The organism is Enterobacter cloacae complex sp. P43RS (genome assembly GCF_014930585.1).
Lineage (GTDB): Bacteria > Pseudomonadota > Gammaproteobacteria > Enterobacterales > Enterobacteriaceae > Enterobacter > Enterobacter bugandensis.
On sequence record NZ_JADBRJ010000001.1, the window covers coordinates 794,964 to 807,807 of the forward strand.

Consider the following 12,844-nt stretch of genomic DNA (forward strand, 5'->3'; position numbering starts at 1 on the left):
AAAATCCACGCTTTGGCGTGGATTTTTTTATTGCGGAGTCAAATCACATTGTCTAAGAGCTCTGTTCCAAGCAGGGTTCAAAAGTAATGATGCAGTCGCAAGCTTTAAAGCCTGAAAAGGATCCTCGCATAAATGCTCTTTAAGAGAGGCAAGACTCTCACTCTTAGCGAATATGTCCCTATCGTTTCTTAGGAACCGGCTTTCGGACGCTAGGAAAATCCCCTCTGAATCCCCCTTTTTTAACCACTCAACATGAGCAGGTATCGCTGCGTCAATCTCTTCGAGTGGTTTTATATAGGGCCAAAATAACTTCGTAAACTGTGCTCATCCTTTGCCTCTCAGTTAGACTTATCGCAAGTAATAATTAAGTCCTCCGTTTGTTCTACAGAGACGAATCCACTTATAGTATAAGATTACATTATAATTCTTAGCGGAGCTTTAAGTCTTAAAAAGGGATCGCTATGATATATTACTATATGCTTCAATATAATAACGCCATAACATACAATAAAACTGACAAGATCTTACTTCTTAAACTTTTTTCTTTCACTTAATCCCTAAAAATAAAGTTATCCTCTGCCAGATTATTTTTTTTCTTGTATTCTTTTTCCCACTCAAAGTATCCGTCAGGTTCATCTGGTGAAACTCCCTTTGTCCAATATTGATCACCATAAGCAATTAGCATTGCCCAATGATATTCACTTTCATGACTGCGCAAAGCCACAGACATGTAATCATTTTCCGTAATACGAACAAGTGGAGAGGCTAATACTATACGCTCAGCCTCTCCCTCTGTTTTATTCGCATATTTAACAATAATCGCTTTAATCAACTCAACCCAACTATAGTAATTAAAAATAACACTTTCATTAGAATCATTGAATTGGATACCATCGATAATATTCATTGCCCTTTACACCTTTTTTTTACTTTATAACGATCAAACACGGTTGCTGCTTTATTTGAGAAAATAGCAAACTGTGAACCTATGGGCTTAGCCTTTCCTCCTTTTTTTACAGCACCTGGGTTTGCTAACATTGGTCCACTTACAGCATCATAACTATGTGCAAGTGTGTTGGCTCTACCCTGAGTTACAAATTTAGCCCATTCATTATCAGCAGACTCAAATACTTTTATATTTAGTTTATCGAGTTCTGAATTCGGTATATCAAATTGCGTTATAGTAGGATGCCCTCTCAACTCTGCCCATTTAATAGCCTGTGATTTATCAGTAGTTACGTAAAAACCACCTTGATTAGAAGGATTAAAATCTAATCCATGCCTCCCCATAGAAGGATTAATCTCGCCCCGAATATCACCAGCATGATAGAAAGTGGTTGATGATAAGCCAAGAGGGTCAATATATTTCAGCGCATTCGGCGCATACTGGTAAAGGTTTATCCCTCCCGCCAGCCCTATCGGATCCTGCTGCGTAAACCGTCCGCAATCCGGGTCGTAATACCGGAACAGATTGTAGTGCAGCCCTGTCTCGCGGTCCAGGTATTGACCCTGCATGCGCAGGTTCTGAGAATATCCTGATACCTGCGTTTCGCTTTCCCGCAGCAGCTTGCCCCAGGCGCTGTTCACTCCTTCCCAGCGCACCTGCCCTTCGATATCCGTCATCCGCTCCGGCGTGCCGTTGGGCTGGCAGTGGAACCAGAAGATCTCCGGCGCTTCCACACCATCAATACGCGCCAATGGATCGTAGCTGTTCTGATCGCTGTAGACGTAGGTGAGCGGCACATCCCCGTGAACTTCCTGCAGCAGGCGGAACCCTTCCCAGACAAACCGGGTGGTGACCGGCTTGCCGGTTGGCTGTCCACCCAGCATCTGGCGTCGCGTTTTGCTGATGCGTCGCCCGAGCGGGTCATAGCGGAAGCTGACCTGCGTCTGCGGCCTGTTGCGATCCCGCGGCTGGCTGATCACCTCCGTCAGGCGGTGCTCACCGTCGTAGCGGTAGTGCCAGCGGGTCTGGCCGTTATCTTTCTCCACGGTGCGGCCGTGGATGTCATAGCGCCAGCGAATGCCGTTCAGCTGCGTCAGGCGGTTGTGCGTGACCTTCTCAGCAGTTCCTTCGAGCGGGTTACCCGCCGCATCCCAGCGCCACTGCTCCTGACCGGGCAGCGTGCCGTCCTGAACCAGCAGCCGGCCTGCGCTGTCGTACTGCCAGCGGTACCAGCTGAACGGGTTATCGTCCCGCTCTTCGCGAACCAGGTTATTACGGTAATCGTAATCCCAGCGGCGGGACCAGCGGCGCGGCGACGGGCGCTGGGCGTTGCCGGTAAAGACGTCCCGGCGATGCAGTCGGCCCAGGCGGTCGTATTCGCTGCGGGTGGTCAGCAGCCCCTGCGTACGGCTGGTTTCACGGTGAAGCTCGTCGCGGGTAAAGTCGGAGACCGAGAGCTTATCGAGGGCAATGCTGAGCAGATGCCCGCTGCCGTAGTAGAACTGTTTCAGCTCGCGGCCATCGGGCAGCGTGACGGAGGTGCGATTGCCCAGCGCATCATACTCCCACGCCAGCTCCCCGTGCTCGCCCGCTTCGCGCGTCACGCGGCCGAGCGCGTCATACTCAAAGGCGAGCTCCTGCTCCGCCTCGGTGCTCCAGGCATCGGCTGAAAGCGCCGGATGCAGCCCAATCCGGCTTAACAGCCCGGACGGCGTGTAGTGGTAGCGGGTCTGCCCTTCCGGCGTGGTGCGGGCGACCAGCTGGCCGCTCGCGCTCCAGGCGAAGGCGTGGGTGATGGCCTCCGGATGGCCGGCGGCAAACGTTCGCTCTATCGTGCGTCCGCAGGCATCATAGCGATACTGCGAGGCCACGCCATCAAGCCCTACCTCTTCCAGCAGCAGCGAGTCAGCGCCCCAGCGGAACTGGTACGCTTCGCCGTTCTCGTTTTCCAGGGCAATCAGACGCCCGCGGCTGTCCCAGCGGCGACGGACCTCTTCGCCCTGCGTATTACGGGTGGCGGTTAAGCGCCCCGCCTCATCGTATCTGAACTCGCTCTCTTTCCCGTCGGCGCCCGCGTGCCTCACCGGCAGGCCACGTTCGTTCCATTTAAGCGACTCCGTCCAGCCTTCCGGACGGTCGAGCTGCACCGGGCGCCCTGCGGCGTCGTAGCGGTAGCGCGTCTCTTCCCCGTCGGCGCCAGTCTCAGCCACCAGCCAGCCCAGCGGGTGATAGCGATAGCGGGTAATACGCCCGGAACAGTCCGTCGAACGGACAATCTGCCCGGCCTCGTTGTACTCCTGATAGCGGCTGTTGCCGGCGGCATCGACCTCTTCAACGACCTGGCCGAACTCGTCCCGGCGCAGCTGCGTCGTCTGCCCCATCGGATCCAGCACACGCTTCAGTCCGTGGTGTTCGTCGTACCAGAAGCGGGTGGCGCTGCCGTCGGCTTCGATAATGGCCGAGGGAAGCGCGCGGTGCTCCAGCCAGGTGGTGGTGCGGGTATTGCCGTCGGCGTCGGTCTCCTGAACCCGGTTGCCCATTTCGTCGTAGACGAAGGTGACGGCATTGCCGAGCGGATCGATGCGACGCGTCAGAAGCTCGTTATCGTCCCACTCGTAGCGCCAGTTTTCACCGCGCTCGTCGAGGTAGCGCACAATCAGATTCTGCGCGTTCCAGTAGTGGCGTCGCGTCTGGCCGTCGTAGTGCTCGACGGTCGTCAGCCCCGCGTCTAAATCGTAGCTAAAGCGGCAGCCGTCGCCGGTGCTGGTGCGGTTTTCCACCACGCGCCAGTGGTCGAATTTTTGCCAGCGGTATTCGCTCTCCAGCCCCCCCGGCAAGCGGTGCCAGACCATCAGGCCGTGGTCGTTATAGCGGTATTCACGCGTCACCACACCGGAGGCGTCCGTCGCGCTCGCCAGCTGGCCGCGCGCGTCGTAGCCCCACTGCATCAGCGGCCAGGTTTGGCTGCCGTCGAAATGGCTGGCTGCGGTAACCCGCTGCGGGAAACGCTCATCTTCATAGCGCAGGGTGACGTCTATCGCCCGCGGCTCGTCGTGAAGACCAACCAGCCTGCCGTACTCGTCCCACGCCGTCAGCAGCGCGTTGCCGTATTCATCGCTGAGGGAGGCCAGACGCAGGATGGATGGATTCGCCCGGGTCGGTTTGTACAGACGCCACACCGCGCCGTCATCGTCGGCAATCGCCACGTCGCCGCTCTCATTGCAGCGGATAATGATGCCTTCGCTGATGCTGTAAAACGCCTGGTCGACAGGCGGCAGTTCAAAGCTCAGCTCGCGCCCGGTTTCATCGAACCAGGTCGCATTGTTATCTTCCAGCGTCAGATAGCTGTCAAAGGTTGTAGCCCAGCCCAGACCGAACAGCCCTTCGCGGGTGGTCAGGCTGTTATAGCTGCGCTGCCAGCGCAGCGGAAAGCGCCCCGGCAGCGAGAAATCGAGCTCGTCGTCGTCATTCAGCACCTTCACGCCGGTGGCGGCGTGAACCGGGTGCGAGGAGCCAAACACGGCATTCACCGCCATATCCGCCAGCATCCCACCGCCTGCCGCCGCCAGCGCACAGGGCATGTTTTTCAGGATCTTGCCCGGACGCCCGCGCAGCAGGGAGAGCGCAATCATCCCCAGCGCCAGACCCGGCGTTTTACCGCTTTTGATATCGCGGACCGTGAGCGTGTCCCCGCCGATGATCACGTTAGGAGAGACATCGTCGGAAACGGTGCCTTCGCAGGTGGTGCGATCTTTCGCGCGCACCGCAGGCTGGCCATTGATGAAGACGCTTTTGGAGCCTTCCGCCAGATACTGCGGCCCGGAGTGTTTTTCACACGCCACCTTGTCTTCTTCCAGCGGCGAGGTTCCCGCAGCGGCGGAGGCCACACTCGGCTGCCACATTTCGCTGCCAAACTGTCCGGCGGCGGAAAGCAGCATGCCCGCGTAATCGGCAAAGCTGCCCGGCGACTGCGGCTCAGGGGGCGGGGTATCGGCGGGCGTGAGCGTGCCTGCCGCGCGCGCGGCAGGGATTGCATTGGTCAGAACGTTGTTCGAACCGGTGGTGATTTTGCCCGCAGGCGACGGCGGGAAAAGCGCATTACCTAACCCTTCCGCGGCGTTACTGATATCGTCTGTGATACCCGCCACGTTCGCCAGCACGCCGCCAATGATGCCGCTTAACAGACAACTGGATCCAATTGCTGCCACGCCTGCAGCTGCTGCCCCCGCACCCAGCAATGGCGCCGCTACGGTTGCTGCTGCGCCTACCGCCGCACCGATCACCGCATAGGCGGCACCTTCCGCCACAATGCTGGTGATGTCAGCAAAAATGCTGGAGTGAATAATCTCGTCGCCCTTACGGGCCGCGTTGTTATCGCTCATGCCTTACACATTCCGGTTGTCGTTTAGCGTCAGACTCTGCTTAAGCGCGCTCCAGCGCACCTCGTCCTCTTCAGTGAATGCTCTGAGTGCCGAGAGGGTAAAAATCATCATTACGGGTTTGCCCGGCGTCTGCACGGCCAGCTGTTTTTGCCACAGACGCTGCCCGTTGCGGTCAAAGGTGGTCTCAACTTCCAGCCCGTTAATTTTTCCATCAGGCCCGGCTTTTACGCTCCGGAATTCGCTCTGGGCAATCTCACCCATCTGAGGACGCAGCACGTCCCACTGGCGGTGAAACTCTTGTTCGTAGTCGCTGCCGTCCGGGATAACGCCGCGGCAGACCACCACGGACAGCCCGCTTTCGTCATCGCGAATGATGTTCATGCTGTTATCCTGCCAGGCAGCAGGAAAAAGGGAAAATGAACCTTCCTGGAGGGTGTATTTCATAAGTGAACTCGGGATGATTAATATTGAGAGAAACAAAAGAGGCCAATCCATGCTGGCCTTTTGGCTGGCTGTTTTATTTAAGCCACTGGCCTGACTGTTCGACTAAAACATGACTGCCTTTGCTGACAACCAATTTCACAGGTGCATACGTCACGGTATAAGCGATCTCGCCATTCTTGTACGTTGAGCCGATTATTTTACCTGCGGAGTCGTGTAACGTTTTACCCCTTAAGGAGATCGTACTGTTATCGCTTTTGCGCACGCCGAGATAAACCATCTCGTCACATTTGTTCTCAAAATGGCCGCATTTGTTTATCAGCGAAATAACGAATTTATCGGTGTCCAGTTTTCTGGTTTCCGCGTTTTGAACCGAAGCGGCTTTACGTAACGTATATCGCAGCGGAGCATAGTAATTTCCTTTTTGAGGAGGAGTAACTAAACGCCATTCCATTTCACGCCCCTTTATTTCCAGAACAGCCCGTCCACCTACGCCGCCAAACGATGAGTTGAACTCAACGCTGGCACGATTGCCAGCGATCGTACCGCTAAGATTTTGCTCATCATCTTCCGGGCAATCTATGCGGTTTCCTCTCTGGGAGATATAGCAATAAGAGCCGATGATCCGGTTGTCTGATTCAGCTAATCGCAGGGTTAACGTCGAGTCGTTCTTGAATTCGCCAGCCCACTCCCCGTCAAATACGAGTTTTGATTGGCCGAACGTTGCAAAATGCATCGCATTAAATTTGGCGGCCCACTGCTGAATATCGGCATGAATAACCGGGCTATTGTCAGATGACTGGTAATGAATAACGTCCGACGTCGGAACCACCCAGGCTGCAAAGATTTTGCCGTCAGGATTGATGACCAGCGCGGATGCATTCTCCTGATAGAGATCTTTTAACCAGCCCTCAACAAACAATCCACCACCTGTGGTGGTATGCGGTTCACCGAAAACATCAAAGTTATCAATAAAGGTCTGGTAATGATTTCCCAGCGTTTTCCTGAGATTGTCAGTCACTTCGCTGTCGTTAACGATGTGACTGACCGTATCGAGCTTGTTGTATTGAGATAATTCAAGCGCCGTTGTGGTTTCAACGGGGCCTGTCAATAAAGCGGTGGACAATATGGCTGCCAAATGTTTTTTGGTCATAAATTACTCTGAAGAGCCATTGTTGTAATTCATGGTTATTTTCAAAACGTTGCCGTCTTTCATCTCAAACGAGAGCGCTTTTTTACCCAACTCGTAGGTAATCCACTGTTCCCCCGAATCATTGTCGACCTGACCGGTACCGTATGCGCTGTTCAATTCCTCTCTCGTTGAACCCACATGGATACCACGCGGCGTTGCGAAGCCTTCGGCAGTCACCGTAATTTGAGACACGATATAATCTTCAACGCTTCTTTCCGCTTTATCCCACCAGAGATTGGAACTGAATATTTCTAACCCAGCCCTTTGATGCTGGAAGAATTTATAATTAGTTCCGTCAAAAGGAACCTCACCGGTAAAACTGCCTTCCACCGGCACGTCAATTTTAAGCGCGATATTAGGAGCCCATCTGTCGCCCAGGGCGATGGACTGGTCTTTGACCTTCACGGAAAAATCCTGTTTTGTCAGAACGGGCGGCATAGTCTCTGCCAAAACCACATTGCTACTCAGACAACTAAACATCAGGGAAAAACAAAGAAATATAGGCGTGTGTTTTTTCACGTTTATCGTCACTAACTTGATGTAAATTACGCTTTTCACGAATACTGCAAACCGGCAGCGAAATACCCGTGCCGGCATGAAAACACAACACTTATTAACGATCGTAACGCGACATAACGACTCTATTTAGGCATTCCTGGTTCATTACCGGAAAACTAAATGCCCATGCAAGTCCTCTCTCATCAGCAACGGTTCGGTATCCAACTGATTGTCCTGCGGTATTCCCACGAGGAATGTTAGAAATTTTAACATCAGGGAAATGAGTTTTGACTTGTTCGAGCGTAATGCAAGGCTGTTCGATTACAAACGAGACAAGTGAAACACTATTATCTCCGTTTCCCCATAAACGAACATCTAAATCGCTGATACGTGTTCCATCAGATAATGTGAATGGAACTGACGTATAACGGTCTTTCACTTCTGGATTTTTTTGGACCAGTGGTTGATGGAAAAGTTTACTGACATCCTCGGTCTGTTTTCCCCAGACTGTTTTGAGTTCTTTAACAATATGCCATAACGAATCTTGGTTCATGTTTGTTTGTCCTGCGTAAGAAAAAGATGAAAATAGTGGGAGCAAAAAGAGGATGGTATTTTTTGTCATTCTACTTACCATAGAACCCCCCGTAATAATCGCTGTAATTGAGATCGGTACCCGAAGCTATTTCGCCTTTACCGTAGACTTTACCTATAGCTTTTGCAGCGTCAACCCGCGACAGCTCTCCACTTACCATTTTATCATAGGCTGCATTGTAAGCTTTGAGATTTTCCGGGCTTCCTGCTATATCAATATCAATACCGCCATTTCCCAGAATTTCACGCTGTATTTTGATATTATTCAAGGTTGCACCACCTTCATCCATAAGCTGGCTGTTAACGAAATTTTCTTTACTAGAATAGTCCGCTGCAACAGGATATGTTGCATGCCCTGCTTCATGAGCCAGTGTTTGTACTGTATTGGCCGTGTCTTCCATGTGTTCGGGATCCATCACGATCAGTTTATTATCCGAATCAGTATAACTTCCCCCTCCAGTCGCACCTGGTTGAATCGCCCATCCCTTGTCTTTCAAATCTTTTAGCTGAGTTTGAAGGGTCGGTGACTTGTTGATTTGTTTAACAACATCATCATTGAAAGGCATAACGTCTGAGCTATTCGGATTATTTTTATAAACATAATTCCCTTTCAAAGGCGGGGCTGTTGTTGACGCCGAAGATGGAGCAGGTTTCGATTGGCCTGCTGCAGGAGCCGCAGCGGGGGCAGGACGACTAGCGCTCTCTTGCGGTGAAAACTTCGCCTGCACCGCCGCATCAATATCCCCTTTATGCCCAGAACCCGGCGCCGTTGTGCCCGGCTTGGTTCCCGAGGTATTCAGATGCAGCTTACCGCCCGTGGTGATATACCCATCTCCTTCCACGAAGAAGTTAAACTCTTTGCCAATCAGGTTAATCTTGCCGTTAGCGTTCAGCTCAATAGCGCTCTCACCTGAGACCAGCCTCAGCTTCGTCCCGGAAGCAATAACATACTGCTCTACCGCCGCATCCAGCTTGCCTTTCCCCGTCAGGATCTCGGTTCCACCTTTCACCGCTTGAGTCTGGTTTGCTTCCACACGATGCAGCTCATTTTTCTTCACGTAATGGCTGCGCGCCCCGCCGACGCTGTGCGTTTCATCATTTTTAACGCTGGTATCCATGTTGCGCTCGGCCTGGATCCATACCTGTTCTGCGCCCGCCTTATCCTCAAAGCGCAGGGCGTTGGCGTTGTCCACGGAGCCCCCCTTAGAGCGGCTCATAAAGCCCATCTGCGTCGCCGCAGCCGGCAGCGCCCACGGTGGCATGCTCGCGTCGTTATACACGCGGCCGGTAATAATCGGACGGTCCGGGTCGCCGTTGATAAAGTCCACCACCACCTCGTCGCCGACGCGCGGGATCTGCACCCCGCCGTAGCCCTGGCCCGCCCACGCGCTCGACACGCGAACCCAGCAGGAGCTGGTGTCATCGCCCTTCGCCAGCCGGTCCCAGTGGAACTTCACCTTCACCCGGCCATATTTATCCGTCCAGATACTCTCCCCCTTCGGCCCCACCACCTTCGCGGTCTGCGGGCCGTAGGTGCGTGGCCACGTCGTGGACTGCGCCGGACGGTAAACCACCGCCGACGGAATGACCGTGAAATCGGTACGGTGTATGGTCTCCCCCTCGCCGCTGGCGTAGCGGTTCTCCTCGAAGTGGTAGCCCGCCGCCATCACCAGATACTCCCCGTTGTCGCTGAAGAACGGCGCGTTGGTTAACGTGAAGGTGTGCCCTGGCGCTATCCCCGCCGCCGTGCCGGTGGCCTGAATCTGCTGGTGCTCAACCTGCCAGCGCTCCTGACGGATACGGGCATAGAACTCCCCGTGACCTTTGTCCACAAAGCGCCCCGGCCAGTCGTACACGTCGATGCTGCCCGGCTTCGGCGACGCCGGGTTCTGCTGGGCCTGGAACAGCCACGCGTTCGGCTTGCGGAAGTCATAGTCGTCGAGGCTGTAAATCCCCGGCGTCACGCTGTCCTCCAGCGCCCACTGGCTGATGCCCTCTTCGTCCGTGCTGCCGCCGGACGGCGTCTGGTGGTACGGGATGACCTCGTAGCCACTGAACGGCTGATGCTGCGTGGCGGCGTCAGTCAGCACCAGGGTGTGCTTGTCCGCATCGTGGCTGAAGTGATAGGCGATCCCCTCCAGCTCCATCAGGCGGCTGATGAAGTCCAGGCTCGACTCCTGATACTGCACGCAGTAGTCCCAGACCCGGTAGCTGCCGGTGAGCTTATCCTCAACGTTAACCTGATGTTCGCCCAGTAAGGTTTTGACAATCTGCGGCACCGTCTGCCCCTGGAAAATACGCAGGTTGCGGTCGCGCTTCATCGGCCACAGGTCCGGCTCCACCGTCAGATGGTACACCGCATAGCGGGTGCCCGTCAGCTCAACGGCGCTCACCGCCACGCGGGTAATCTTGCCGTTAATATAGCGGGAGGTCAGCAGGCTCTGCGTCGGGATGGTCACCGTGACCGGCTGGCCCAGCAGCTTAGTGCGGTCAATGCGCGCGTCCGTGCCGAGTACGGTCAGCGTCAGCGCGAACGACTCGGACATCGCCTCGCGGCCTGAGAGTTTCCAGAAAAGCAGCCCCTCCACCGGGAGCTGAACGGTAATTCGGTTGAGCATAATCTTTATTCCACTGTCGACTAATCTCGGTGTTCATTGAGATATTTTTTTATCGTGCTTATTTAAGCCATAAACCTGAAAACATAAGGACGCTACCCAGGGAAACTACGCTTTTAGCAACAATTAGTAAGCCAGGCGCAATGACGCGTGTTATAGACGATATTGCTTCATAATGTTCAGCATTGCATTTTCTGTGCCCCCCCTATAATCCCGGAAAAGATCGTGCCGAGCAGTACAACGGTAACTTTTAGTCCCCATACGCACAGGAAAGACATGGAAAAGATAATCGAATATTGTTTCGCCGTTGCGACGGAGAATAATGACATTGACTGAGCGAGCCATTTCAACATAAAACCAATAACAACCGTAGCCACTAGCACCAGAACGAACATCACCCCAGCAAGGAACCATTGTTTTTTGTTGAACAAATCTTTTCCATTCCAGATAAGTGCTAGCGTCCAAATCATAAAAATAAAAAAGAAAAACAAATGCATCATAACATTCCACATTTACTTATTTTCATATCCTGGCATTGCTGGCATCTAACTAACCTCTTTATATCAGCCTGTACTGCCAAACCAGATGCCATAGAGCATCAAGATACAGCCTAGCGAGGCGAGACATTTTGCTACCAGGTGTAATTTGGCCCCGTACCGGGCAGACAGAGACGATAGTTTTAAATACATTTCTTTGGTATTATACCGTTTATGAAATCGCATAATACTCTCGAAAATAGCATTCAACATCACAACAAAAAATTTCGACAGTAACATTGCCACCAGGGATACCGGTAATATTAATGCTATCGCCCGCGCGCTTTCTCTGTCCAGTAACGGGGTTGATTTTGATACGCCAACTAAAATGAGTGTCAATGCAAGCGCACCAACCAACACTGAAATGAATTTAATTCGAAAGTCTCGCCACTCTTTTAGGGTGTAAAGATCTTTCCCGTTCCAGATATAGACTAAAGCGATGAGTATAAAAATTATAAAGCCAGTCCATTTCATTATTTCATCTTTTATCCATGCTTTTTGCCAGAGTAAAAAAACAGCCACTACTTTTCTTCAGATTTATGACACGGATATCCTTCCGTGCCCTAGATGATGAACAATTTCTAAGCGATGTATTCAGGAGCTCTATCGAACAATTCGCCTGCCATTGTAGCAATCCGTTCGTATTGAACGAGTTTGTTTTTCCACTCCTTCGGAATACCGGAGCACCCATATAATGCCCCAGCTATTTGTCCCGCCGTCGCCGCAACGCTGTCAGCGTCATCGGCAAGATTGGCAGCCAGCAGAATCGCATCCAGGAAATTATCAGTATTCCATACGGACCACATCGCGGCCTCAAGCGTATCGATTACATAACCACTTGAACGAATCTGATCGCGAGTTTTTTGCTTATATTCACCCGCGTTGATAATCATTACACGTGGCTGTAGCGGCATGACGTGCGGAGAAAAAACAAAATCTTTATTGCTACCGTTAATCATATGCACAAGCAAATAACTTAAATACTGTGTGCTATTTATTGCTTCCGCGGCTCCATGCGTTGCTATACTTTGTTTTTTAGCCTCATAAAACGCTTTACTTAATGACTTTCTAAAAAAAATAGAGACAGGTGCTTGCCTGATGATGGAGGCATTACCTGCAGTTTCTGCCGCTGTATTACCGCTCCACCCAGGACCAACAGTTAAATATTGCTCTAAAGCAAACCGAGTTGTATTTCCTATATCAAAACAGACGCCACTTGAACTATTATAACCATGCTGATACCATTCCAGAAGTTTATTCCTGAAGCATATAGTATCAGCATCACCTTTCTCAAGAAGCGTTTCCGCAAGACATAATGCCATGGATGTATCATCCGTCCATTCACCTGCGCGGAGTCGAAATGGCCCACCACCTATCATATCTTTGACATGTGCTTTGTCACGAGGTAAAAATTCGAGCGTCGTACCTACAGCATCTCCAACAGCAAGACCTATAAGCGCACCGACAGCACGATCCCGTGATTCCGCGAGTGAGATGTTACATTGTGGTGTTAAGTCCCATTGTTTTTTGTGCATCGCAATCAAAAGATGATTCTAATAGTTTATCATTATATTTATACTGCTTCTTCTGCTGGACTGAAAGACTGCTAACAGGTAAGTACTTACGATATATATCTACATATT

General features: G+C 52.2%; 10 protein-coding genes and 1 pseudogene. All 11 read right to left on the reverse strand.

All coding sequences use genetic code 11. The features are described 5' to 3' along the window. Positions 1-38: 38 nt before the first annotated feature. The 11 genes and pseudogenes from IM294_RS22220 to tri1 all read right to left on the reverse strand — a co-directional run bounded on the left by IM294_RS22220 (position 39) and on the right by tri1 (position 12,736). Positions 39-328, reverse strand: a pseudogene (locus IM294_RS22220) (YciI family protein). 222 nt (positions 329-550) lie between these two features. Continuing rightward, entirely contained in the window at positions 551-907 is a 357-nt protein-coding gene (locus IM294_RS03790) for a hypothetical protein (RefSeq protein WP_063154403.1), read from the reverse strand. Next, positions 904-5,328, reverse strand: coding sequence for an RHS repeat-associated core domain-containing protein (locus IM294_RS03795; protein ID WP_126818569.1), 4,425 nt, complete (start codon positions 5,326-5,328; stop codon positions 904-906). The genes IM294_RS03790 and IM294_RS03795 overlap by 4 nt, the downstream gene beginning before the upstream one ends. 3 nt (positions 5,329-5,331) lie before the next feature. Then, the gene (locus tag IM294_RS03800) at positions 5,332-5,772 is read right to left on the reverse strand and encodes a DcrB-related protein (protein ID WP_193360303.1); all 441 of its coding nucleotides are present in this window, start codon (positions 5,770-5,772) and stop codon (positions 5,332-5,334) included. 73 nt (positions 5,773-5,845) lie between these two features. After that, the gene (locus IM294_RS03805) at positions 5,846-6,922 is read right to left on the reverse strand and encodes a hypothetical protein (protein ID WP_126818570.1); all 1,077 of its coding nucleotides are present in this window, start codon (positions 6,920-6,922) and stop codon (positions 5,846-5,848) included. Positions 6,923-6,925: 3 nt separating this feature from the next. Continuing rightward, complete coding sequence (locus tag IM294_RS03810) at positions 6,926-7,366, reverse strand: hypothetical protein (protein ID WP_227015497.1); 441 nt, start codon at positions 7,364-7,366, stop codon at positions 6,926-6,928. 208 nt (positions 7,367-7,574) lie between these two features. Next, positions 7,575-8,081 (reverse strand): hypothetical protein, encoded by a 507-nt coding sequence (locus IM294_RS03815; protein ID WP_223825968.1) that lies wholly within the window; start codon positions 8,079-8,081, stop codon positions 7,575-7,577. A 1-nt stretch (position 8,082) separates the two neighbouring features. After that, the gene (locus IM294_RS03820; protein WP_193360304.1) at positions 8,083-10,668 is read right to left on the reverse strand and encodes a type VI secretion system Vgr family protein; all 2,586 of its coding nucleotides are present in this window, start codon (positions 10,666-10,668) and stop codon (positions 8,083-8,085) included. Positions 10,669-10,844: 176 nt separating this feature from the next. After that, complete coding sequence (locus tag IM294_RS03825; RefSeq protein ID WP_227015498.1) at positions 10,845-11,165, reverse strand: hypothetical protein; 321 nt, start codon at positions 11,163-11,165, stop codon at positions 10,845-10,847. 63 nt (positions 11,166-11,228) lie between these two features. Beyond that, the gene (locus IM294_RS03830) at positions 11,229-11,723 is read right to left on the reverse strand and encodes a hypothetical protein (protein ID WP_126818838.1); all 495 of its coding nucleotides are present in this window, start codon (positions 11,721-11,723) and stop codon (positions 11,229-11,231) included. Positions 11,724-11,782: 59 nt separating this feature from the next. After that, positions 11,783-12,736 (reverse strand): ADP-ribosylarginine hydrolase Tri1, encoded by a 954-nt coding sequence (gene tri1 / locus IM294_RS03835; RefSeq protein ID WP_227015512.1) that lies wholly within the window; start codon positions 12,734-12,736, stop codon positions 11,783-11,785. Between the last annotated feature and the right edge of the window lie 108 nt (positions 12,737-12,844).